General features: G+C 71.0%; 25 protein-coding genes. 15 read left to right on the forward strand and 10 right to left on the reverse strand.

What is annotated here, in order from left to right; all coding sequences use genetic code 11:
• The first annotated feature begins 22 nt into the window (after nucleotides 1-22).
• The 6 genes from CS0771_RS32465 (at nucleotide 23) to CS0771_RS32490 (ending at nucleotide 5066) form a co-directional block, all read left to right on the forward strand.
• Nucleotides 23-862: a carbohydrate ABC transporter permease gene (locus tag CS0771_RS32465; protein ID WP_212844559.1), complete on the forward strand. Its 840-nt coding sequence runs from the start codon at nucleotides 23-25 to the stop codon at nucleotides 860-862.
• The gene (locus tag CS0771_RS32470) at nucleotides 859-2187 is read left to right on the forward strand and encodes a sugar ABC transporter substrate-binding protein (RefSeq protein ID WP_212844560.1); all 1329 of its coding nucleotides are present in this window, start codon (nucleotides 859-861) and stop codon (nucleotides 2185-2187) included. Before CS0771_RS32465 ends, CS0771_RS32470 begins: the two co-directional genes overlap by 4 nt.
• The gene (locus tag CS0771_RS32475) at nucleotides 2184-3233 is read left to right on the forward strand and encodes an ABC transporter ATP-binding protein (RefSeq protein WP_212844561.1); all 1050 of its coding nucleotides are present in this window, start codon (nucleotides 2184-2186) and stop codon (nucleotides 3231-3233) included. The genes CS0771_RS32470 and CS0771_RS32475 overlap by 4 nt, the downstream gene beginning before the upstream one ends.
• A 26-nt stretch (nucleotides 3234-3259) precedes the next feature.
• Nucleotides 3260-4156, forward strand: a complete 897-nt coding sequence (locus CS0771_RS32480) for a carbohydrate ABC transporter permease (RefSeq protein ID WP_212846163.1) — start codon at nucleotides 3260-3262, stop codon at nucleotides 4154-4156.
• A gap of 19 nt (nucleotides 4157-4175) precedes the next feature.
• Nucleotides 4176-4511, forward strand: a complete 336-nt coding sequence (locus CS0771_RS39135; RefSeq protein ID WP_244871162.1) for a hypothetical protein — start codon at nucleotides 4176-4178, stop codon at nucleotides 4509-4511.
• Between the two features lie 228 nt (nucleotides 4512-4739).
• Entirely contained in the window at nucleotides 4740-5066 is a 327-nt protein-coding gene (locus CS0771_RS32490) for a hypothetical protein (RefSeq protein ID WP_212844562.1), read from the forward strand.
• Nucleotides 5067-5120: 54 nt separating this feature from the next.
• On the opposite strand, the gene CS0771_RS32495 is transcribed toward CS0771_RS32490, so the two are convergent.
• Both CS0771_RS32495 and CS0771_RS32500 read right to left on the reverse strand, forming a co-directional pair.
• Entirely contained in the window at nucleotides 5121-6053 is a 933-nt protein-coding gene (locus tag CS0771_RS32495) for a phosphotransferase (RefSeq protein WP_212844563.1), read from the reverse strand.
• Between the two features lie 67 nt (nucleotides 6054-6120).
• Nucleotides 6121-7551, reverse strand: a complete 1431-nt coding sequence (locus CS0771_RS32500; protein ID WP_244871163.1) for an MFS transporter — start codon at nucleotides 7549-7551, stop codon at nucleotides 6121-6123.
• Between the two features lie 187 nt (nucleotides 7552-7738).
• Between CS0771_RS32500 and CS0771_RS32505 the strand changes: the two genes are divergently transcribed.
• Complete coding sequence (locus CS0771_RS32505; RefSeq protein WP_212844565.1) at nucleotides 7739-8791, forward strand: endonuclease NucS domain-containing protein; 1053 nt, start codon at nucleotides 7739-7741, stop codon at nucleotides 8789-8791.
• Nucleotides 8792-9824: 1033 nt separating this feature from the next.
• Nucleotides 9825-10562, forward strand: a complete 738-nt coding sequence (locus CS0771_RS32510; protein WP_212844566.1) for a hypothetical protein — start codon at nucleotides 9825-9827, stop codon at nucleotides 10560-10562.
• Between the two features lie 226 nt (nucleotides 10563-10788).
• On the opposite strand, the gene CS0771_RS32515 is transcribed toward CS0771_RS32510, so the two are convergent.
• Nucleotides 10789-11010: a hypothetical protein gene (locus tag CS0771_RS32515; RefSeq protein ID WP_203750550.1), complete on the reverse strand. Its 222-nt coding sequence runs from the start codon at nucleotides 11008-11010 to the stop codon at nucleotides 10789-10791.
• A 243-nt stretch (nucleotides 11011-11253) separates the two neighbouring features.
• Here CS0771_RS32515 and CS0771_RS32520 point away from each other — a divergent pair, with 243 nt between their 5' ends.
• Complete coding sequence (locus tag CS0771_RS32520; RefSeq protein WP_212844567.1) at nucleotides 11254-11994, forward strand: VOC family protein; 741 nt, start codon at nucleotides 11254-11256, stop codon at nucleotides 11992-11994.
• Nucleotides 11995-12053: 59 nt separating this feature from the next.
• Here CS0771_RS32520 and CS0771_RS32525 read toward each other — a convergent pair whose 3' ends face one another.
• Together CS0771_RS32525 and CS0771_RS32530 are read right to left on the reverse strand one after the other, a co-directional pair.
• Nucleotides 12054-12494, reverse strand: coding sequence for a hypothetical protein (locus CS0771_RS32525; protein ID WP_212844568.1), 441 nt, complete (start codon nucleotides 12492-12494; stop codon nucleotides 12054-12056).
• 111 nt (nucleotides 12495-12605) lie between these two features.
• Nucleotides 12606-13277, reverse strand: a complete 672-nt coding sequence (locus CS0771_RS32530) for a TetR/AcrR family transcriptional regulator (RefSeq protein WP_212844569.1) — start codon at nucleotides 13275-13277, stop codon at nucleotides 12606-12608.
• Nucleotides 13278-13386: 109 nt separating this feature from the next.
• On the opposite strand from CS0771_RS32530, the gene CS0771_RS32535 reads away from it, so the two are divergent.
• Together CS0771_RS32535 and CS0771_RS32540 are read left to right on the forward strand one after the other, a co-directional pair.
• Nucleotides 13387-14307, forward strand: a complete 921-nt coding sequence (locus CS0771_RS32535) for an alpha/beta fold hydrolase (protein WP_212844570.1) — start codon at nucleotides 13387-13389, stop codon at nucleotides 14305-14307.
• Nucleotides 14308-14705: 398 nt separating this feature from the next.
• Nucleotides 14706-15287 carry a DUF5317 family protein gene (locus tag CS0771_RS32540; protein ID WP_212844571.1) on the forward strand — a complete coding sequence of 194 codons (582 nt, stop codon included), beginning with the start codon at nucleotides 14706-14708 and terminating at the stop codon, nucleotides 15285-15287.
• 391 nt (nucleotides 15288-15678) lie between these two features.
• Here the strand turns inward: CS0771_RS32540 and CS0771_RS32545 are convergent, their stop codons facing one another.
• Nucleotides 15679-16377: a helix-turn-helix transcriptional regulator gene (locus tag CS0771_RS32545; protein WP_212844572.1), complete on the reverse strand. Its 699-nt coding sequence runs from the start codon at nucleotides 16375-16377 to the stop codon at nucleotides 15679-15681.
• Nucleotides 16378-16440: 63 nt separating this feature from the next.
• Here CS0771_RS32545 and CS0771_RS32550 point away from each other — a divergent pair, with 63 nt between their 5' ends.
• Both CS0771_RS32550 and CS0771_RS32555 read left to right on the forward strand, forming a co-directional pair.
• Nucleotides 16441-17118 (forward strand): hypothetical protein, encoded by a 678-nt coding sequence (locus CS0771_RS32550; protein WP_212844573.1) that lies wholly within the window; start codon nucleotides 16441-16443, stop codon nucleotides 17116-17118.
• Nucleotides 17115-17861 (forward strand): isocitrate lyase/phosphoenolpyruvate mutase family protein, encoded by a 747-nt coding sequence (locus CS0771_RS32555; protein WP_212844574.1) that lies wholly within the window; start codon nucleotides 17115-17117, stop codon nucleotides 17859-17861. The genes CS0771_RS32550 and CS0771_RS32555 overlap by 4 nt, the downstream gene beginning before the upstream one ends.
• A 43-nt stretch (nucleotides 17862-17904) precedes the next feature.
• Here CS0771_RS32555 and CS0771_RS32560 read toward each other — a convergent pair whose 3' ends face one another.
• A complete protein-coding gene (locus CS0771_RS32560) occupies nucleotides 17905-18537 on the reverse strand; it encodes a TetR/AcrR family transcriptional regulator C-terminal domain-containing protein (protein WP_212844575.1) in 633 nt (210 codons plus the stop codon).
• A gap of 69 nt (nucleotides 18538-18606) precedes the next feature.
• Between CS0771_RS32560 and CS0771_RS32565 the strand changes: the two genes are divergently transcribed.
• The gene (locus CS0771_RS32565; protein ID WP_212844576.1) at nucleotides 18607-18858 is read left to right on the forward strand and encodes a hypothetical protein; all 252 of its coding nucleotides are present in this window, start codon (nucleotides 18607-18609) and stop codon (nucleotides 18856-18858) included.
• Nucleotides 18859-18939: 81 nt separating this feature from the next.
• Here the strand turns inward: CS0771_RS32565 and CS0771_RS32570 are convergent, their stop codons facing one another.
• Nucleotides 18940-19863, reverse strand: coding sequence for a phosphotransferase family protein (locus CS0771_RS32570; protein ID WP_212844577.1), 924 nt, complete (start codon nucleotides 19861-19863; stop codon nucleotides 18940-18942).
• A 217-nt stretch (nucleotides 19864-20080) separates the two neighbouring features.
• Between CS0771_RS32570 and CS0771_RS32575 the strand changes: the two genes are divergently transcribed.
• The gene (locus tag CS0771_RS32575; RefSeq protein ID WP_212844578.1) at nucleotides 20081-20968 is read left to right on the forward strand and encodes an acetyltransferase; all 888 of its coding nucleotides are present in this window, start codon (nucleotides 20081-20083) and stop codon (nucleotides 20966-20968) included.
• Nucleotides 20969-21088: 120 nt separating this feature from the next.
• On the opposite strand, the gene CS0771_RS32580 is transcribed toward CS0771_RS32575, so the two are convergent.
• Together CS0771_RS32580 and CS0771_RS32585 are read right to left on the reverse strand one after the other, a co-directional pair.
• On the reverse strand, nucleotides 21089-21766 hold the full coding sequence (locus tag CS0771_RS32580) for a phosphatase PAP2 family protein (protein ID WP_244871164.1): 678 nt from the start codon (nucleotides 21764-21766) through the stop codon (nucleotides 21089-21091).
• Between the two features lie 237 nt (nucleotides 21767-22003).
• Nucleotides 22004-22558, reverse strand: a complete 555-nt coding sequence (locus tag CS0771_RS32585) for a snapalysin family zinc-dependent metalloprotease (RefSeq protein ID WP_244871165.1) — start codon at nucleotides 22556-22558, stop codon at nucleotides 22004-22006.
• Between the last annotated feature and the right edge of the window lie 364 nt (nucleotides 22559-22922).

Raw genomic sequence — 22922 nt, forward strand, 5'->3', positions numbered from 1 at the left:
CCGCGATCGGGCATGCCCGCCCATGACACCGCCGGGCCGCGCTCGCGCACCGCACCGCCACCGGCGGACGTACGGCGCCGCCGCCGTCACGGCGCTCTTCCTGTCGCCGCTGCTGCTGCTCCTGACCGGCTCGCTGCGCGAACCCGGCCAGCCGCCCGTCGTCGCACCGCCGCTCATCCCCGACAGCGTCGGCACCGCCGCCTACGATCAGGCGATCCGTGAAGGCGACCTGGTACGCGCGGCCGCCAACTCGATGATCGTCGCCGCCGTCGGCGTACCCCTCAGCCTGCTCGTGGCGTCCCTGGCGGGCTTCGCCCTCACCCAACTCCCCCGCCGCGTCACCGCCACCGTCATCGCCCTGTCCATGCTGGCCATGACCGTGCCCGCCACCGCACTGCTGCTGCCCCGCTTCGTGCTGTTCCGCACGCTGCACCTGACCGACACGCTCGTGCCGCTGATCGCACCCGCGCTGATCGCCACCTCACCGCTCTACCCGGTGATCTACTACCTCGCGTTCCGCGCCATCCCCGCCGACAGCTACGACCTGTGCCGGCTGGCCGACCTCACCCCCATGCAGACCTGGCGGCGCATGGCCCTGCCCCAGGTCCAGCCCGTCACCGCCGGGCTCGCCGCGCTCACCTTCGTGCTGACCTGGTCCAACGTGCTCGACCCGATGGTCTACCTCTACGACCGGGCCGCCTTCACCCTGCCGCTGGCACTGCGCGCCCTGGCCGCGATGGACCCGCACAACCAGCCCGTGTTCCTCGCCGCCGCCGTCCTCACCACCCTGCCCGCCCTGCTCGTGATCGGTGTCGCCCAGCACCGCTTCCTGCACGCCTACGGCCCCCGAGGAGCCCCGTGAAGCGAACCGCCGCCCTGCTGAGCCTGCTCGCCACGCTCACCGCCGCCACCGTCACCGCCGGGTGCGGCGACACCGCCGAGCCGGCCGCCGACACGGTGTCCCTGCTGGTCGCGGGCACCCCCGACGAGCTCGCCGCCTACCGGGCACTGGCCGCCGCGTACGAGCGGGCCACGCCCGGCGCCCGGGTCACCCTCATCGAGGCGAGCACCGCCAAGGACCTGATGACCAGGGTGTCCACCTCCATCGCGGGCAACTCCCCACCCGACCTGTTCCTGATCAACTACCGCAACTACGGCCAGTTCGCCGTCAAGGGGGCGCTCGCACCGGTCACCGCCCGCCTGGCCGCCTCGGCCGGCCTGCACGAGCAGGACTTCTACCCCCAGGCCATGGGGGCCTTCCAGTGGCGCGGCGAGCAGATGTGCCTGCCGCAGAACATCTCCAGCCTCGCCGTCTACTACAACCGCACCCTGTTCAAGCAGTACGAGGTCGCCGAACCCGCCGCGGGATGGCACTGGAACGACATGGTCGCCACCGCGCAGGCACTGACCCGCGACGCGAGCGGCCGGACCGTCCGCGCCGGGGAGCCCGAGACCGCCGGGGTCCCGGTGGCGGTGCACGGGCTGGGCGTCGCACCCGAGCTGATCCGGATGGCGCCGCTCATCTGGTCCAACGGCGGCGACATCGTCGACGACCCGGGCGCGCCGACCCGGCTCACCCTCGACACGCCCCAGGCCCGCGAGGTCATGCAGGACTTCCTCGAACTGCCCCGCATCGGCGTCGTCCCCTCCGACGTCGAGGTCGAGGCCCAGGACTACGAGGCCCGGTTCGCCGCCGGCAAGCTGGCCATGTTCGTCTCCTCGCGGCGGGTCACCACCGCCTTCCGGGCGATCACCGGATTCGACTGGGACGTCGCCCCGCTGCCGCAGTACCGCACCCCGGCCAACATCCTGCACAGCGACGCCTACTGCATGACCAGGACCTCGGCCAATCAGGACGCCGCCTGGCGATTCCTCGAATACGCCCTCAGCGACGCCGGCGCCACCCTCATGGCCAAGACCGGGCGTACCGTCCCGTCGCGGATCTCCGTGGCGACCTCGCCCGCGTTCCTCTCCCCCGGCACACCACCGGCCCGCTCGCAGATCTTCCTCGACACCATCCCGGCGCTGCGCCCGGTGCCGACCATCGCAACCTGGCCCGAGATCGAGGACGCCACCGGCAAGGTGCTGGAGAACGCCTTCTTCCACGGCGACCCCCTCGACAAGGTCATCCGCGACCTCGACGCGGCGACCCGCACCGTCTTCGAACGCGGCGCGGCGTCCCGGTGACCGCAGGGCTGAGCCTGCGCGGCGTGCACCTGACCCGCGGCGCGATCCCCGCCCTGCGCGGCATCGACCTCACCGTGGCCCGAGGCGAGCTGCTCGTCGTCCTGGGCCCGTCCGGTGCGGGCAAGTCGTCGCTGCTGCGGGCCGTCGCCGGGCTCGACCGTGTCACCGACGGGACCGTCGCCATCGCCGGGCGCGACGTCACCGCGCTGCGGCCAGGGCAACGCGACGTGTCCATGGTGTTCCAGTCGTATTCGCTGCTGCCGCACCTGACCGTGGCCGACAACATCGCGTTCGGCCACCGCATCCGCGGCGCCGACCGCCGGACCGCCGCGGACCGCGCGGCAGCCGCCGCGGCATCGGTGGGCTGCGCAGACCTGCTCACCCGCCGCCCGCACCAGCTGTCGGGCGGCGAACGCCAGCGGGTGGCACTGGCCCGCGCCCTGGTACGCGAACCCGACGTGTTCCTGCTCGACGAGCCCCTGGCCCACCTCGACGCCGCCCTGCGCACGTCGATGCGCACCGAGATCCGGGCGGTCCACGACCGGCTCGGCGCGACGACGATCTACGTCACCCACGACCAGTCCGAAGCGATGGCCCTCGGCGACCGGATCGCCGTGTTACACGACGGCCGCATCGAGCAGCTCGGCACCCCCGACGAGGTATGGCACCGCCCCCGCACCCGCTTCGTGGCCTCCTTCGTCGGCGCACCCGGCATGAACCTGCTGCCCGGCGACGGGCCGCTGCGCCCGCCGGGCACGGCGGCAGACGTCGAGCTGGGCGTACGGCCCGAGCACGTGGCGCTGAGCGCCGCACACAGCACGCCGGCGCGCACCCTCGGCGAGGTGGCGCGAGTAGAGGTGCTCGGCGAGGACGCGCTCATCCACCTGCGCCTGGGCGGGCACGCCGTGGTCGCCAAGGTCCCGGCCCGCACCCGCCCCGCGCCAGGCGACCGGGTCACCGTGCACGTCGCCGACGAGCACCTGCACGCCTTCGACGCCGCCACCGGTGAGCGGATCCCGCTGCCCGCCGAGGCGGCCCCCCGATGAACCGCGACCGCCGCCAGCTGGTGCTGATGCTCGCGCCGTACCTCGCCGGGCTGGCCCTGCTCGTGCTGCTGCCCGCCACCGCCACCATGACGATGGCGTTCACCCACACCGACCTGATCGCCACCTCGGAGTTCATCGGCCTGGACAACTTCGCCGAACTCACCCGCGACCCGGCAGTACAGGCCGCGGTCGGCAACTCGCTGTCCTACCTCGCGTACTCCGTGCCGCTGCGACTGGTCATCGCGGTCGGCCTGGCGCTGCTGCTGCACCGCCGGGCCCGGGGCGCGGGCACGGCACGGGCCGCGGTGCTACTGCCCGGCGCCGTACCGGAACTCGCCTACGGGCTGATGTGGCTGTGGCTGCTCAATCCCCTGCAGGGACCGGTCAACCAACTGCTCCAGCTCGGCGGGGAGAACGGCCGGACGATGTTCGGCACCCTGCCGCCCCAGTGGCTCACCGACCCCGAAGACGCCCGCGCGGGCATCGTGCTCATGGGCCTGTTCACCATCGGCGAGACGTTCGTCATCGTGCTCACCGCCCGGCTCGCGCTGCCGGCCGAGGCATACGAGATCGCGGAACTGGAAGGCGCCCGCGCCGGGCAGGTGCTGCGCCGGGTCACGCTGCCGCTGCTCGCGCCGGTGCTCGCCGTCCTGGTGCTGCGCGACACGGTGGCGAGCCTGCAGGCGTCGTTCATCCCCGCGCTGGTCGTGACGAACGGCGGCCCTCCGCCGTACGCGACGACCTACCTGTCCCTGGTGATCTACCAGGAGGCGTTCGAGTACCTGCGCTACGGCTACGCCGCCGCGGTGGCCGCGCTGACCCTGGTCCTGACCGTGGTCGCGGTGTTCATCCAGTGGCGGCTGCTGCGCCGCTGGGCATACCACGGCCTGGCCGGTATGGGAGCACACCGGCCCTCGGCCTGACCACCTGATCGAAGGCACGGTGCGTGGCGAAGCGGCTTGGTCCTCCCCCGTCGAAGACCCGGTCAGGCTGGCCGGTCAGGTCGCCGGTAACACGACCACGCTGCGCTTGACCGCGATATCCCCGAACGAGGCGGCGGCGCATGGCCGGTCGCATAGCCTGGTCCGGGAGGTGGCGATGCGCCGGATCGTGACCGTGGTGGTCCTGGTGTGGCTGATCAGCGGCGTCGTGGCGGCATCGCGGCGCGACTACTTCTCCGGATCATCCGCGACCTGCGACCAGGTCTCGACGATCGCGGCCACGATCGTTGCCGGCCCGCTGAACTACACGGGCGCCGATCCGCAGGTCACCTGCTGACCCGACGGGCCGCGCCCCGAGCGCGGCAGTCCGCGGCACCATTCGGCCCGTTCTGGCGGACCTGACCTCGTGCTCGATGGCGAGGTTGCCGGCGACTTCGACGACTTCTCCGTGGACGAGCAGGCCCGATGGAGGGCCGACTACCACCTGGGCTGAGTCGAGTCGCAGGACGCCTGCACACTTAAGCCCACAGCCCGTGACCCGCCACGGGTGCCGCACACTCAACTGGTGCGACTGTTGACGGCTGACGAGTTCCAGGCAACGACGGGAGAACCACACCTAGCTGTGGGAGACGACGAATCGCCGCCGTTCGACTTCTGGTCCTACTTCGGCCGGATCCCCGTCGAGGACTTCCGCGGCCACGACTTCTCCCGGGGCCAGGTCACCAACGCCTGGAGAACGCGAGGCGGCGCATTCGAGCACGTCCTCATCCGATGCGAGACGGCGAACGTCTTCCTCGTGCTCGTTCTGGACCTCGCCGCAAGGAACGTGCACGGACACCACCTTCTGGACCTGAACAGGCTCTACAGCCTGGCGGACGGCAGCGAAACATGACGGCGGCGGCGCTCCTGATCACATGACGAGTCGGCCGAGCCGTGGCTCGACGGGTCAGGCACCGCCGGTGAGGTCGATGATCAGCCGAGTCACCAGCGGCCGTGACGCCCGGACCCGCTCGCGGCGCCAGGCCGAGATCGTCGGGAGCACGCTGTGCTGGACCGTCGCGGCGCGGATCCGCCACATGCCGCTCATCGCCACCACGTACCGCGCGGCATCGGCGGGCAGGGCCTGGATCAGCCGGTACGCACGATCCGTCGCCACCTGCCCGCCGAGCCGGTGGCCGGTGCCGACGATGTCCGCCGCCAGCTGGGCGAGGTCCAGCCACGGCACGCCGGCTGCGGCATACGCCCAGTCCAGCAGCGTCGCCGAGCCGGTCGCCGCATCAACCGCCACGTTGTCGGCGCGCATGTCGCGGTGGACCAGGGCGTCGCCCGCCGTCCACCGCGGCCAGTCCGCGACCACCTCGGCTGCCCGGTGCGCGTACGCCGCCTCCCACTCGTCCGCGGGCCCTGCCGCGACGACCCGCGCCCAGCCGTCGAAGTCCCAGATCCGCTCCGCGACCGGCCGCAGCTCGTCCGGTGCCCGGTGCCCGCTCGCGGTCCGGCACGCACCGACGACGGCGTCGATCGACGCATCGGTCCACAGCTCGCCGGCGGTTCCGGCGGCCCAGGTGGTGACCAGCGCGATCCACGGACCGTGCTCGACGGTCGCGAGGCGGCGCGGGGCAGGCACCGATGGCGGCAGCATGTCCAGGACGGCCGACTCCCGGCCGACCAGCATGTGGTTGTGTGCCCGGACCTCGGCCGACATCGCCTTGGCGAACACCGTGCGGCCGTCTGCCAGCCGCAGTGCGGCGGCCGGTCCGGGCGACATACCGCCGAGCAGGTCCTTGTGACCGGCGATGACGGTGCCGAGCGCGTCGGCGACGGCCGCCTGCAGCGGCGCGGGCGTATCGGCCCACGCGGCGCGAGGAGTGAACGGCACGTCGCATCGTATCCCGGTCGATCATTCTGCGGCGGCCGTCGCGCGTCACGCGACCAGCCGGACCGGCCTACGGGGAAGACGCCCGGCGATGCGTGCTGCCGCGATCCGGCTCCTCGTCGAGGTCGACCGCATCCGCATCGGCGTCCGGTTCGGCAGCCGGCGGCGGTGACTCCGGCTGTGCGAGGTAGTAGCCGCTCAGCCTGCGGTAGGGCGTGCTGCGCAGCGCGAGCACGGTCACCGCCAGGCCGATCATCCCGGTCAGCACGAACACCAGCGCCAGCCCGCGGTCGGGGCCGACGCCGAACCAGCCGCCGATCGCGTCCGCCCCGGCGCCGTCGGTCATCAGCGGGATGAACACGAACTGGGCGATGGGGCCGATAAGGAACGCGGTCAGCGGCGAGGCGGCCTGCTCGACGCTCTGCGCGAACCCGAACACCCGGCCCTGCCGCTCGTAGGGCACGACCTTCTGCAGGATCGTCTGCTCGGCGGCCTCGGCGTAGGGCACGAGCAGCATGTACGCGTACATTCCCGCAGCCAGCAGCACCACCGAGGAGCGCAGCGGGAAGAGGATCGTCACCGACCACAGGACCGCATTGACGCCCAGCAGCAGCCGCAGCGGGTTGCGGCCCAGACCGGTCCGGGCCACCAGCAGGCCGCCGAAGATGAACCCCGTGCTGAGCACACCCCAGAGCAGTCCCCACGCCTGCACGCTGACCAGCGACAGCCCATAGGCGTCCAGCAGCGCCATGTAGACGCCGCCGAGGAAGTTGTTGAACGCCGAGAAGAGGATCAGCGCGGGCAGGCCCGGCACGTTGCCGACCACCCGCAGGGTGCCCCGCAGGTCGATGGTGCGATCCGGCGCGGCGGCCTGCTCGCCGGGCTCAGGCTGCGCGGCGGCCGGCCGTTCGGGGACGGGGAGCAGCCCCAGGTGCAGCATCGCGGCGCCCAGCACGCCGACGGCGAGCAGCAGGACCCAGAACATGCCGCTGGCGCCGACCAGCACGCCGCTGATCACGGAGGTCACCAGGAAGGACACTCCGGTGGCGCTGCCGACGAGGCCGTTGGCCTTGTCGCGTTCGGCTTCGGGGATGAGGACGGTGACGAGTGTCGGCAGCGCGATGGTGCGGATGTTCCCGGCGATCACGCCGAGCATCAGCAGCACGACGAACGTCCACAGCAGCACGCTGGACGGGTCGGTGAACTCCCGCTCCGGGGTCAGCTGGTCGATGACGAACGCGGCGGCGTACAGCGTGAGGGAGATCAGCGCGGACGCCTGCATCACCGTCTTCTTGCGGTGGTGGTCGACGAGGCTGCCGAACCAGATGCCGGTCAGCGCGGTCATGACCAGGAAGATGCCGGCGATGATGCTGGTGGCGAACACCGATCGGGTCTGCAGGTACACGTAGAACGTGATCGCGAACCACACCGTGAAGTTGATCACCGAGACGAGCAGCGTGTTCGCCAGCAGGTGATAGAAGACCTTGCGGTTGCCGCCCATCTGGATCACGATAGCCGTCCCAGATCGCCACCAGGCATTTCAGGCCCGCCGCGGGCGACGTCTGCCGCGGCGGCGACCCGCCGGTCACGCCGACGCCGTTCGTCGGTCGTCTCCCGGGGCTTCATGAACCCAAGTAGACCCGCCGGATGGTTCCAGGCCCTGGTCTCGCGGCTGTCAGGATGTGGGGATGCCATTGTTCGAGATGACATCCGATGCACTGCTGCCCGTGCCGTCGACGACTTTCGCGGCCGAACTGATTCTTGAGCGGGCGGATCTGCAGCGGCTCCTGCGCTCCCGGATCGACATGATCGCCGACGGTGTGATGGTGGTATCGGAGGAGTTCGGTGCGTTCGCCGACGCACGTCGGCGGATCGACCTACTGGGGGTTGACCGCGACGGCCGTCTGGTCGTGGTGGAGCTGAAACGCACCGCCGATGGAGGCCATCTCGAACTTCAGGCGCTGCGGTACGCCGCGATGATCTCGGTCATGACGTTCGATGACCTTGTCGAGCACTATCAGCGTCATCTCGCCAAGGTCGAACCGGACGCGGTCGAGGATGCGCGTTGCCGCTTGGCGGACTTCCTGGACGACGTCGGTGGCGAGGAGGCGGTGCTGAGCCGTGAGGTACGCGTCGTACTCGTCGCTGCCGGATTCGATCGTGAGATCACGACCACTGTGCTGTGGCTGAACGATGTCTACGGCCTGGACATCCGATGCGTCAGGCTGACCCCCTACAAGATCGATCAACGGATCCTGCTCGATGTGCAGCAGGTGATCCCACTACCTGAGGCGAGCGAGCTGACCATCCAGCTTCGTCGCCGCCAGACACAGGTCAGAGTGTCCGGCGCCGACAACAGGGACTGGACCCCATACGAGATCATCACTCCCGGCGGGCGCACCGGGCCGCTGCGTAAACGCCGCGCGATGCTGGCGATGGTCACCTTCCTGCACCAGGCGGGTGTCTCTGCGGCCGAACTGGCGACGGTCATCCCGCGTTCCCGCTTCCTGCCCGTCGACGGCGTCCTCACCGATGAACAGCTCGGGGCCGCGTTCGTCGCCACGTACGCCGGTGCCCAGGAGCGGCTGGGCAGATGGTTCATCGAAGCACCGCTGCACGACGACGGACGAACCTGGGTACTTTCCAAGATGTGGGGAACCAACACCAAGGCAGTCCTCGACCGGCTTCTCACGATCGCACCCGGCGAAGGCTTCGGCTACGAAGCTGTCGAGGAAGGCTGATCTCTCTTGAATCAGACCGCATCTTCTCTGGTGAGGTGCCTCTAGCGGGGTCAGCGACGGCCGAGGGGACGGTGATGTGATGGCCGCAGCGGCGGCGGGCTGGCACCGTCGGCCGTTGTCCGACTCACCAAGGGAGGGCAAACGGGCGCCGGGAACGCTCCGAGCCACCGATGCGACCTCTGTTCAGGTCCAGCCATGCCACATTTGCGAAGCGTTGTTCAGCCTCACGGGAAACGTCAACGATGACCGCCGGGAGTGCCCCTGCCTTATGAGAAGCCTGCTCCCGCGCGATAACGTACAACGCGTCCATCACAGCGTCAGAGGCGCGTCGAACATCGCTGTCATGCCCTGCGACGATCCACAATCGAGACCGCGCAGTCTCGACGGCGTCCCAGTACTCGTCTGCGCCCTTAATGAGGGGTATCGCGCCCCTCGGGCTGCCGCTTCCCTCCACGACACTTATATCGTCTGGAGGCAGGTGCAGGATGAATCTGCGGAAGCGACGGAGCGTAGACAGGTACTCGGCATACGCTTCCCGGCGCGCCGCCAGCTCACTCTGCCGATGAGCTTGCCACTGCAGCTGAAGCTGGGCACGTGCTGACAGCACGGAACCTAAAACGACGCCTAACAGCGTCCCGGCAACACCAATGACAACGGTCCACACTGTAGACACTCCGTCAAAGTACAGGAGCCTGGCTTTTCACCATTGTTACCTGCCTGCGCCACACGTGCCCACGCCGACCGCAGGACGCGAAGCATTGACAGGCAACACGTGGTGCGGACGTGTGGCCTCCCCGCCTGTTCCCGCTCGCACCATCACGAGCTGTCAGTCACGTCCCGGACACTGCCGGCGCCGCCTGGCCCAACCGGCCGACGATTCGTCGTACCACGTCATTTAAGCAGCGTCATGTCGACCGGGCCCGTCCGCCGGAACGAACTTCCGCACGGCTGAGCGGATACTACCGCGACAGATCGCTTGTTTGCGGCGAATGTGCTATGCCACAGAGCGCCAGCCACAGCTGATAATTCCGTTATGGTGCCCACCTCGAATCGGCAACGGATCCTGGACGCCCTGCATCAAGGTGCGCGTCCTCTTGACGACGACCAGCTCTCGGATGCCACCCAGATCTTCCCGAGGCAACAGGTCAACCAAATCTGCCGCGCCCTGGAACGCGAGGGCGTCATCCGCCGCCACCCAGGACCGCACCAGAAGCTCGTCAACGTGTTGATCCAGCCCGCCGCAGTAAAGGTATCCGCCAGGGTGCTCCAGCCGCCGACAAGCGTGAGCGACAGCAAGGGGCAGTCCACCGGCGCGACCGCCGACCCGACTGCGTTTCCGCCAGGGCACTCCCAGGAGCAGCGCGACGCCGAACAGGTCATGCTCGAACTGCTCGGCCAACAGCTCGGCGTCGCCCTCGCGCCCACCCGTATCATCGTGGCTGCCGGCACGCGCGTCGAAGTGGACGGCGCCGATGCCGACCGCCGCGTTCTCGTCGAGTGCTGGGCGCACCAGGGACCGCCTAAAGTCGCACAGCGGCACAAGGTACTGGCCGACACACTGAAGCTGACCTGGATCGCGACAAAGATCCAGCCCAGGCCGCAGCTCTACCTATGCCTCAGCGACCCCCTCGCCGCCAAGCCTTTCCTGCCGACGTCCAAGTCATGGGCAGCTCAGGCCCTACTCGACCTCGGCGTCACGATCGCCGTCGTCGATCTCCCCGCCGACACACGGGACAAGGTACGAGCCGCCCAGCAACGCCAGTACCGATAATCGGGGCTCGGGCCTGCGCAGTCACACCAGCCAACGGCATGCTGCCGGACGGCTGCCGCGGAGGCCGTCCAGTCACGGCGTGCCGCCCGGCGGAGTTCGGCTGTTCCAGCAAGACGGCCGCCCCACCGGCGCCGCCAGCACCGGTCAGCTTCTCGCCCAAGGCCCTGGAGCGAACGGGCGGTTGCAGGGCCGACCACCACGATGGGCGGTCGGCCCGCGGGCGCGACTACTTGGCGTCGGCCAGGTCGGCGATCGCCCGGGCAGCGCGGAAGTACGGGCTGCGGCCCAGCTCGCCGATCGTCTTGACGCCCAGGGCGTCCTTGATGTGCTCAGCGGCACGCTCGCTCACACCGGCGAGCGCGGCGACCGGCGCGTTGGCGATCTCCTCCAGCGACTTGTCGTGGTACTCCTTGTCCAGCAGCTTGGCGAGATCAGCGGAAACCGGCATGGCCACTCCTTCAGTAGTGGTGGTCCGGCACGGCGCCGGACGTGCAGCCGAATCCTTTCACCCGCAACACGAGCGGCGGACGGGGGCCTGGACGCGACTCCGAATACGAGCGTTTCGAGCAGGAGGCTCAGCGCGTGGAGGCGTGACTGCGGGTGCTTCGCCGCCACGGGGCGCGCGGCATTGTAAGCAGGTCATGACATTGCTGCAGCGCCGGGCGGGCGGCTCGGCGATAGGGTCGGCCGTGTGGCGCTGCGACTGGTTCAGGTGAACTACAAGGCTCGGGATGATTCGGCGCTCGGCCGGTTCTGGGCGGAGGCGCTCGGCTGGCGTGCGTCCACCTCGGGATCCGGTGCGACCAGCGCCGCACCCGTGGGCTTCGACTGGACGGATCCCGACGCGCCCGTCTGCATCGACGCCATCGCCGTCCCTGACCCTGAAACGGTGGCGTACCGGATGCACATCGATCTCGCCACCACATCCGCGGACCACCAGCGGGAGCTGGTCGCCCACCTGATGGAGATCGGCGCGACGCCCGCCGACGTGGGCCAGGGCGAGGTTCCATGGACGGTCCTGGCCGGTCCGGAGGGCAACGTGTTCTGCGTGCTCGAGCCTCGGGAGGTCTACCGGGACACCGGGCCGATCGCGGCCATGGTGGTCGACTGCGTGAACCCGCGGGCCATGGCCCGGTTCTGGAGCGCGGCCCTGGACTGGACCCTGCACGAGGTGACCGACGACTTCGCGCGGCTGCGCTCGCCCAAGGGCACCGGACCGTATCTGGAGTTCCTGCGCACGCCTGGCGTGCAGACCGTGCGGCACCGCGCCCACCTCGACCTAGTGCCGTTCCGCGGCGACGATCAGGCCGCCGAGACGGACCGGCTGCTGGCCCTCGGCGCCACGGTGGCCGACGCGGGCCGGCGCGGTCTTCCGTGGAGGATCCTCGCCGACCCGGAGGGCAACGAGTTCTGCATCCTGGCCCCGGCCTGACACACAGGTTCGCCGGGCAGCGCCGATACCGTCCGCTCGTCGATCGAGCATGCGGATCGTCAGCGGCGCTGCCACCAGCGGCGCCGGGCGGGCTCCTCCACCGCGGCGGTGAGGGACCGTGCCGTGGCCCGGTTGATGACGGCTGAGATCTCACTGGTGGCGCAGTTGACGAGGATTCCGTCGCTGTCGGCCGCACCTGCCGCCATCTGGAGGAGGACCTCGCCGGACAGCCCGGCGTTGAACTTCGGCCCGTAGTTCTGCAGGAAGACCTCCGGGTCGGCATACGCCAGGATCCGTGTCCCGCCGCCATGCCCGGTCGACCTCACCGTCACGCCGCCGCCACGGACGACGAAGCCGCCACGCCCATCCGGGGCAGGAGCGCCGTCCATCATCACGCCGACGGTCGATGCCCGGAAGATCGCCACGAAGCGGTCGTAGGCATCCGGGGCGGAGCCGGCGGCGAGTTCGCGGATGACGTCGGACAGGGGTGTCTGGCTCATGCGACGGAAAATAGCGGATCTTGGCCGGTTCCGGCGCCCCGGCGCCGGCACGAGGCAGACCCCGAGATCCCGTCCGGCGGAGAATCGCCTGCCGATCCGGAGGCAGCGACGTCAGCCTCCGTCGGGCCGGCTCGCCGCGCCACCCGCCCCAGGCGCCTGTCCGGCGGCGGACCCGCCCGGTGAGCCGCCGAACAGGCGGTCGAGGTGGTACGTGAGGATCGCCAGCGCGGCGTCGCCGTCGCGCTGGCCGCCGAGCACGCTGGAGCCGAGGCCGTTGGTCAGGGCCAGCAGCCCCGCAGCCGTCGTCGGCGCGTGCAGGTCCGGATCGACCTGGCCCGCCTGCTGGGCGGTGCGCAGGTGGCCGGCGAGGAACCGTTCCAGCATGTCGGGGTAGGTCGCGCCGTGGTCGGCGGCGAGCGCCGGCTCGGCCAGCACCAGCGCGTAGTACGCGGCGTAGGTCCGGGTGAGGCGGCGGCTTTCCGCGTCGGTCGGCAGGATCGCGGTGAGGGTGCCGTAGACGAGGCTGCGCGGGGTGGGCGGCATGCCGAGGGCGCGGATGTGCGCCTCCACCCGCGCGGAGAGCTGTTCGCCGAGGTAGGCGAGGGCGCCGAGCAGCAACTCCTGCTTGGTATGGAAGTAGTACTGGACCAGCCGCAGGGATACGCCGGCCTCCGTGGCCACCTCGCGCATGCTCGCCGCCTGCAGGCCCCTGGTGCTGGCGATGCGCAGCAGGGCTTCGCCGATCTGCCGGCGCCGCAGGTCATGGTCTACGCGCTTGGGCACTGTGCTCCATCCGGTCTGGCGTTCGTGTCGGGCCTGTCACGTCGGCCTATCATGCAACAGGATTTTGATGGTACGTTCGTATCACAAAGGCGGCGAGCGGAGATCCGACATGACCGAGGCACGTGTCAGCGTGTTCACCAGCGACAACGCACGATCCAAGTTCCTGGCGGCCTACGAGCGCGCTCTCGGCCGGGTCTGGCCCGCCGACCACCGCCGCATCGACGTGCCCACCTCCTTCGGCACCACCCGGGTGTACCGGACCGGACGGCCCGACGGCGTTCCGTTCGTCCTGCTGCCCGGGGCAGGCGGCAACGCGCTCGGATGGCACCGGCACGTGCCCCGATGGGGCCAGACCCGGCCCGTCATCGCGATCGACCCGGTCGGCGAGCCCGGATACTCCACCCAGGACAGCCCCTTCACGGACGGCCGCGACCTCGCCCGCTGGCTCGACGAGGTGCTCGCCGCCCTGGACGTCGACCGCGCGCATCTCGTCGGCTGCTCCTACGGCGGCTGGGTCGCGCTGCAGCACCAGCTCCACGCACCCGGCCGCGCCGCCACGATCACGCTGCTGGACCCGGCGGGATTCGGCCGGATCACCAAACGGTTCATCGCCTGGGTGGTCGTGGGCGGGCTCGCCGGGCTCACGCCCCGCCCGCTGCGCCGTCGTGCGGCACGGTGGCTGCGCAACGCCACCCTGCTCGACGACGATCTGATGAGCCTGGCGCTGGCCTCGACGGGCTTCCGGCGGCGGCTGCCCGCCCCGCCTCCGCTCACCGACGACGAGCTGCGCGCGATCACCGTCCCCACCCTGGCCCTGCTCGGCGGCCGCAGCCAGATGTACGACGCCGAGCAGGTGGCCGTTCGCATCCGCGCATTGATGCCGGCCGTACGCGCCGACGTCGTCCCTGACGCCGGACACGACCTGCCGGTGCACAGCCCGGAACTCGTCACGGAGCGGGCAGCCGAGTTCGCGGCGGGTGCCGAGGCCGCGACCCGGACGACCCGCGACGGTCGTACCCATCCGGCCTGACGCGAAGCAGCTCGCCCGACGGCCGACGGTCTGCCAGGAGTGTCCTGCGCTCCGGCGGGATGGCCGCGACAGGTCAGGATCACTCCCGCGCCGTGCCGCGCGAGCTGAACGGCGGTGCCCTGCCCGATGCCCGAGGCGGCCCCGGGGACGATGACGATCTGCATGACTCGACCTGTCTGTTGGTCGCCGCCGGGGCTCCACGGGATGCCGCAGCGTCGCGGGCGTACGCGATCGCGAGCACCGGCAGGCCACCGATGCGGTCCGCCAAGGCGTAGTCAGTGCAGACGGCATGAACGTGCCCGCTGCCGTCCGGCAGCCGGACGTCCTGCCCGGGACCTCAGGGGCACCCGACGAGAGGAACCGCGAATGATCGGAGCCGAGTCGATCGCGGTGGTCCGATGACGATTCACGGTCTGCTCCTGCTCCTCGCACCGCCGGCCGTGGGCGTCATCGTCGGCTACGCCTGCGGGGGCCGCCTCGCAGGCCTGCGGAACCTCCGGCTCGCGGCCCTGTGGCTCCTTTGGCTGGCCGCCGCCGTCCAGGCAGCGCAGTACTACGTGACTCCCCTGCGCCATCCCGCGCTGCTCGCCATCGTGTTCAGCCTGGTCCTGTGGTGGCTGGCCCTGAACCTGCCCGCATGGCCGCGCGCGATCCGCATCGCCGGCATCGCGATCATCGTGGGCGCGCTCGCCAACGGGCTGACCATCGCCCTCAACGGCCGCATGCCGTACGAGCCCGCCACCGCCGAAGCAGTCGGCCTGCGGCCGGGCCTCACCACGCCCAAGAACGAACCCGCCGACGACGCCACCCGGCTCGCGTTCCTCGGCGACACGATCCCGGTCCCGCCGCTGCAGAAGGTCGTCAGTCCCGGCGACCTGCTCATCGGCGCCGGAACCGTCGCGCTGACGGCGCTCGCGATGCGCCGCCGCCGCGACCAGCCCGATCCGGCACCCCAACCCGCCGAGGGAGGTGACACATGACCCTGTCCATCAACTGGCGCCAGGCCGCCTACGCGATCCTCACGCTGGCCTCGCTGGCCCTGCTGCTCTACACGATCGGCGCCCCGATGACGGAAGGCAGTTAGGAGCCGGCATGAAAGTCCGCATCCTCGTGGCGCTCTTGTCACTGGCCACACTGCTCTACACGGTAGGCGCACCCCACGAGCACGGAGGCTGATCATGCGCATCCGCGTCACGCTGGCAGTCGTCTCGCTGGCCACGCTGCTGTACACGATCGGCGCCCCGTACAACCACGGCGGCTGATCTCTCATCCGCCCGATACGCGGTGCGGGCAGCGATGTCGCGGCCCGCACCGCCCCGAGGGCGTACAAAGCAGAACTTGCCCTGGTCCTCGTCGGTGAACGGCGGGCGATCACTCGATGTCAGGCAGTTCCAGCAGGCGGCCGAGTTCACTCTTTCCACTGGGGGTGATTCTCACGGCTCTGCCGGATCCCACCCTCACCACCCATCGGTTGTCGAGCAGTCGCCGGCAGAGCTCGGCTCCGGCAGTGCCGGCCAGGTGCTGGCGGCGTTCCGTCCAGTCGAGGCAGCCGCGTGCCAGCGGCCGCCTGCTCTCGCGCAGCTCGGCCGGATCCAGTCCAAGCTCGTCGGTGAGCCAGGTCAGCCCGGTCGGGGTGAGGGCGAAGCCGCCGGTCTGGTCGAGCAAGCCCGCCGCTGTCATCGCGTCGGTCAGCGCGACGCCGAGCCGCCCGGCGAGGTGGTCGTAGCAGGTGCGGCCCCGTCGCAGGGCGGCGCTGGCGGTCGCCTCCCGCAACCCGCGGACCGGGGTCCGGCTGGGACCGGTGTGGGCAGCCAGGTCTTCGATCAGCTGCGCGACAGCCGGACCCGCGAGCTGGACATACCGATGGCGGCCCTGGCGCCGCTCCACGAGGAGGCCGCCGCTGATCAGACGGTGCAGGTGCTCGGTCGCCGTGGAGGGAGCGACTCCCGCGTGGGCTGCGAGTTCGCCTGCGGTCCAGGCTCGGCCGTCGAGCAGAGCGAGGCAGATGGCAGCTCGCGTCTGGTCGGCGAGCAGGGCCGCGAGCGAGGCCAGCTCCGAGGCGGAGTTCATGCTCCCATTGTGGGCGGGCTCGTTTCGGCGGGCACCGAACCGTCGCGGCCCTAGCGTGACCGTATGCAGCAGATCCGCGGCCGTGATGCCGCACTCGCCGTGCTGAACGACCCCCTCTTCGTGGTGCCGCCCGTGCCGCCGGCACCGGCCGGGGTGGCGTGGCTGCGCGCCACCGTCGGCCGCTTCTGCAACGGTCCGGTGCACGAGCGGCGGCGGGCCTTGTCGATCGCGATCCTCGCGGCGATCCCGCTGGACGCGCTGCGGAGCAGCACTTCGGTGCACCCGGTGCAGGCCCTGGCACGGGCCATGGGCATCGAGGAGCACATCGTCGAGCTCGTGCGGGACGTGGCGCAGGCATACCAGCCCGGCACCGGCGACGTAGCGCGCGCCGACACTGCGGTCGGCAAGCTGGTCGTGATCTTCGGCGGCGGGTACGACGAACAGACCGCGGCCCGCATCGGCGTGCTGGTGCAGGCGTGTGAGCCGACCGTGGCCCTGATCGAAAGGGCCCGGCAGCGCCCTGTCGAGGACGTGCTGCGGGACGATCCGCCGGTGCCCGCGACCAGACGGTGCGCCCGCGCTTCGACGACGGTCGGCGAGATCAGAGTCCACGCGGGTGAGGTGGTGCAGGTGCGGCTGGCGGGCGAGCTGGCGTTCGGTGCCGGTCCGCGTCGCTGCCCCGGCCGTGACCACGCCTTGGCCCTCGTGGCGGCGAGCCGGCTCGAGGGAGGTGCGGCATGAGGGACTTCGCCGCCCTGCACCGCGCCGGTGACCCGCTCGTGCTGCCGAACGTGTGGGACGTCGCGTCGGCGCGGCACCTGGCCGCGGCCGGTTTCACCGCCCTCGGCACGACCAGCCTCGGTATCGCTGCGGCGAACGGTCTGCCCGACGGGCAGGGTGCCATCTGCGCCGAGACGGTACGCCTGATCGCCGCCCTGGCGCCGCTGCCGGTGTGCCTCACCGCCGACATCGAGACCGGATCGGTCGAGGCCGCGGCCGCGGTGGCCGAAGCCGGGGCCGCGGGCGTCAACATGGAGGACGCCATGGGTCCGGCGGCGGCGCACGCCGCGCTGATCCGGGCGGTGAAACGGCAGGTGCCGGGGTTGTTCGTCAACGCCCGCACCGACACCTACTGGCAGCGGCCGGGTGATCTGGCGGAGACGCTGGCCCGGGTGCGGCTCTACGCCGAGGCCGGCGCCGACGGGGTGTTCGTCCCCGGGCTGTCGGACCCGGGGGACATCGCCGCGGTCGTGGCGGCGGTCGACATCCCGGTCAACGTACTGTTCCTGCCTGATCGGCACACCGTCGCCGCGCTGACCGACCTCGGCGTGCGGCGGATCAGCACCGGCTCGCTGCTGTTCCGTGCCGCGCTGGCAGCGTCGGTGCAGACCGCCACCGCCGTCCGGGACGGCCTTCCGATAGCGGCGGACCTTCCCTCATACGCACAGGTCGACGCCGGAAGCCAGGCTACGGGCGACAGCTGACCGCGATGGAGTCATGCGAATCTGCTGGAGGGCGGATGATCGGTCAGGGGGTGGCCGCGGCTTTGACCGCGGCGCCCTCGATGACGACCTCCAGGCAGTCGCGGAACAGGTCGTCCACGGTGCGGCCGGGTTGGAAGTACTCGGTGACCGCGGCGACCACGGTCGGGTGCTGCCGGGTGAACGTGTCCAGATCGAAGTGTTCGAGCGCGTCCGGGTCCGGGCGGGGGGCCTGCTCTTCGAGGACGTGGCCGACCGTGAAGCGCTCGACGGTCAGGACGATCACGCGGGCCTGGCGCAACGGGATGCCGCGGGCGACCAGGGTGCTCATCGCGAGTTCGGAGACGGCTGCCATGTTGCGGGAGAGCTGGGAGGCCGAGACGACCCGGGCGCCGTCCTTGTGGGCGAGCAGCGCTCGGCGCAGCCGCTCGGCCAGGCCGCTCAACCAGTCCTGCCAGGGCTGATCGGGCTGGGGCGGGGTCATGTCGCCGAACTCCTGGTCGAGTATCGCGTCGGCGATCGCGGTGAGCAGGGCCGCTTTGTTGGGCAGGTGCCAGTAGAGGGTCGGCGATTGCACGCCCAGCCGCGCGGCGAGTCTGCGGGTCGTCACGCCGTCGAGGCCCTCGGCATCCAGCAGGGCGACGGCCTCGGTGACGATCCGCTGTCGGTCTAGCGCCAACTCGGTACCTCCCGTCGGCACTCTATCAGTGCTAGGGTTTCTCTATCACTGATAGAGAAGGAGCTGAAGATGGCGAAGGAGCACTCGCCGGGCGGCCTGCTGCACCGGGCGACGCACCGCATTCCCGGAGTTCCCGCCCATGCCGAGCGGCCGGCCGGGCACCAGGGGGCGAAGGTCCACGGCCACGCGCATCGCGTCGGCGGCGTCGTGGCTCACCCCTCGCTGCACCGCAGGTGGAATCACTCCCCTGCCCGGCCTCCCCGGTTCATGCAGGCCTGGCAGCGCCGGATCGCGGCGTTGTTCGGCCTGCAGCTGCGATGAAGGAGGCGCCGCTGCACCAGCCGACGGCACCTCCCCACCAGGGCTTCCCCCAGGCGCGGCGGCTGGAGGGCCTCCGGCCGGTCACCCGAGCAGCGCTTCGAGCTCCGGAAGCCGGCCGAACAGGTCGGGCAGGCCGCGCAGGCCGTTGCGTACGGACTCGTGCGACAGGGCGAGGTCAGGGCCGGTGCTCGCCTCGACACCGGCGAGGCAGCGGAGGATGTTCCACCTCGTGTGCCCCAGCCAGCCGCCGATCATGAATATGAACCAGCTCGGACCCCACGGCGGCAGCGCTCCGCCCGCCGCGGCATAGCCCTCGCGGACCGCGTGGAAGACGGCGGGCCGGACGTCGTCGAAGCCAGGTCCTTTCGCGATGCTCAGCGCTGTCGAGCCCAGCTCACCGGACAGGTCGAGCATCCCCGAGAGCTCCCAGTCGAGCAGCACCGGCCGGCCCTGCCGAGCGAGCAGGTTCCACGGCTGGATGTCCCGATGGGTCAGCACGGCGGGACCTGGCCGCTCGCAGGCGTCGATGAAATGGGCAATCGCGAGGAACGTCTCGACCTGAGAGGCGAGTTCGCCGGCCCAAGGCTGCCCGGTCGCCGCCGCCCGCGCGGCGAGCTCGGGCCAGTCCCGCGCCGCCGGCTCCTCGATCGGCACACGGGTCCACGCGACGTCGAGCGCGTGGAGGCGCGCGAGGATCTCCCCGACCTCGTACGCGTACGCCACCGACACCGGTGCCTCGGGCACGGTCTCTCCCTCGACCCATCGGTGAACGAGCGTGCCGTGGCCGGCCGAGATCGGCTCCGGCATCGGGATACCGGCCGCGAAGGCCGCTCGCTCGAACCGGAACACGTCCTCGACGCGATAGGTCCAGCGGCGGTCGGCGAGGTTCAGCTCCTTCACCGCGAACGACCCCTGCTCCGTGTCGAGCCGGTACATCCGGTTCGCGAACCCGCCGTGAACGCGGATCATCGGCCCGAGCGGCGCCCCGAGACGCGAAAGATCCACCCACGAATTCTAAGGACCGGTGAGGCCCACCCTTATGCCGGGCACAGGCGTTCCCGCGCTGTCCGGTTGCGCCGGAACGGGCCGTCGAGTAGTTTTCCGGGCACGCCAGCGCGAGCCGAAGGGAGGTCAGAACCGTGTCCGATGTTCTGCGCCCCTTCCGCGGCCCGGCGTACTCGCGGATCTGAACCGGGGCGTACGCCTTCCGGAGGATCAACCGATGACCGATCTGGTCGTGCGCCCGCTTGCCGCGGGCGAGGAAAACCTGTTCGACTCCATGCCCGATCCACTGCCCCAGCTGCGGCAGGTCGCCTACACCGACGGGCTCGCCGGCGGCGGCTACCGCCCCGAACGCACCTGGGTGGCGCTGCGCGGCGGCCGGGTCGTCGCCCGCGCCGCCTGGGTCCTGCCGCCCGGCGCCATCGGCGAACCGTGGCTCGAGCGCTTCGACCTGGCCGCCGAACCCGAGGCCGGGGCCACCTTGCTGCGCGCCGCCCACGAGGCACTCGGCGGCCCCCGGCGGTACTACGCCGGACTGCCCGCCCACTGGCGGCACCGGGCCGAGGTGCTGGCCGTCGCCGAGGCGCCGATGGCGGCCGCCCGCCTCGCCGGCCTCGTCGAGCAGGGCGAGCGGCTGCGCCTCACCTGGACGGGCGCCCCGCTGCCCGCGTTCTCCGGGCGGTACACCTTCCGCCCCGCCGCCGACCACGCCGAGATCAACGACCTGGTCGCCCGGATCGCCCGCCCGGACGTGCTGACCGGCCGGGAGGTCGCGCTGGCGGTCCGCGGCGTGGACCTCGCCACCGACCCGCTGGCCTGGCTCAACAGCCCGGCCGGAGCCTGGCGGATCGCGCTGCGGGCCGGTGAGCCCGTCGGCCTGGTGGGGACGGCGGGCGACGCCTGCTACCCGCTCATCGCGTACCTCGGCCTGCTCGACGAGGCGGTGCGGGCGGAACTGCTGGCCGAGGCGGTGCGGGTGCTGGCCGAGGGTGGTGCCCGGGAGGTCGTGGCCGATGCGGACGCCCACCGCGTCGCGACCGTGGCGGAGCTGGAACGCACCGGCTTCCGGCAGGTGCGGTCCCGGATCGTGTTCGCCCCGGGCGCCTAGCGAGGCGAAGGGCACCTTGTTCGGCGCTCCACGGCCGCACAAGGTGCCCTTCGGCCGACTGAACGTCGGCCCCGGGCGATCAGCTCCGCCGCGAACCAGTCCATGTATGAACAGTGCTTCTCAACCATGCCGTCGCTGGGCGAGGCCGCCCCACGCCGCCGCGACCGCCACGGAGACGCCTACCAGCACCATGCTGCCCACGACGTCGAGCACGTAGTGATTGCCCGTCGCGATCACCACCGTGACCATGAGCAGCGGGAATACCCACGCCAGCAGCGCCAGGCGCGGGCGCGACACCCGCAGCGCCGACCACGCGGCGTACGCGCACCACAGCGACCAGCCGACGTGCAGGCTGGGCATCGCCGAGAAGTGGTTCTGGCCGTTGTCGAGGTCCCGGGAGGCATGACCGAGGATGTCGTACGCGGCCACGATGTCGACGACGCCGGGCAGCGCGAACCGTGGCGGGGACAGCGGCACCGCCCAGTAGACCGGCAGGATGAGCACCGTCATCGCGACCAGCGTCCGGCGGACCTGGCGGTAGATCGCGGCATGCCGGAGGAACACCCACACCAGGACCCCGATGATCACGAGGTAGTACAGCCGGTACACGTACACCGCCAGCTGACTGACGAGGATGTTCGCGGCCAGCCATTCGTTCGCGGTCCGCTCGATGTCCAGGTGCAGGGCCTGCTCGGCCGCCTGGACGGCGTGTGCGCTGGCGGTGGCGGCCGCGACGTCCTTGCCCGCCGCGGCGTGCAGCCGCATGAAGACGACGAGCCACAGCAGCAGGCCGACCACTTCGACGAGTGCCCCGGGCCGCCCGCCCGCGCCCCGGAGGAGAGGGCTTGCCCACGCTCGTGCCAGCGGATTCCCTCGAGCGGCGGCGGTCGGCGTGCGATCTCCGCCGACCAGGTCTGTCTGCCGTGGATGGCGTCTGTTCTCCGGCGGCGGAGTCACGCGGTCACCATACGCCGAAAGCGGAGACAGCAGGCCGTCAGGTGCTGCCGTCTCCGCGCGTACCGCGGCGGTGTTCGGTCAGGCGCCGTCGTGGCGCCAGCCGGCGGTGACCAGCGCGCCGCTCGCGAACAGGTTGTTGACCTTGGTGATCTCCGCGGAGTTCGGGAACGCGCTGGTGCAGGAGGTGCCCGCGCTGCTGCCCGACATCAGCTCCGAGCAGATGCCGGTGCGGTGGTCGGGCAGGCCGAGGATATGGCCGAGCTCGTGTGCGGCGATGCGCGTCGGGTTGTGGCCCTGGGCGGTGGCCTGGCGGCCCATGTAGACGGTGCCGTTGCCGAGGGAGTTCACGTAGGCGCGCGGCCAGTTGTTGTCGGCGTAGACGCGGATGTTGAGCGGGCGGCCGGAGGTCCACCGCTCCAGGCGCACGTTGGTGACCCGGGCGTTCCAGTTGGCCGCGCCCTGGTGTACGACGTTGATGAACTCGGCGGCCTGGCTCGCGTCGTAGTAGAGCACCCGGACGGCGGCGGGTGCGGGGGCCGCGGTGGCGGCCGCACTGCCGATGAGCTGGCTGGACAGGGTCATCGTGATCGCGGCGAGGGTGGCCACGGCGATGCGTACGAGGTGTTTTCTCATGCAGACACGATGCCGCGTCGCATCAGATATTTCAATCTATAGATATCTTGCATCCTGTGGATGTTATGCACGCCGATGCGGTCCCGTGGTCTCGCACCTGCGGCGGCGGGACCACCACCGCGGCGTCGAGCTGCTGGGCCGCTACGTCGTGCGCGCCCTGCGCGGCTGATCCGCCACCCGCTCCGGCACCGCCGCACAGCCGGCGGCCGGGGCGGGACGGTTTCGCCGGTCCGCGAGCATGCGGTGCTCGCGGGGACCTTTCCGTCGTACGTGCCGCACGGCAACGAGGACGGCCTTTGCCTTCCCACTCGGTCGGCCGGCGAGTAGCCGGGCCTCACGCTCTGGCCGCCGCTCGCAGAACAGC

Origin of the sequence: Catellatospora sp. IY07-71, assembly GCF_018326265.1 — a bacterium.
In the GTDB taxonomy this organism is placed as follows: domain Bacteria; phylum Actinomycetota; class Actinomycetes; order Mycobacteriales; family Micromonosporaceae; genus Catellatospora.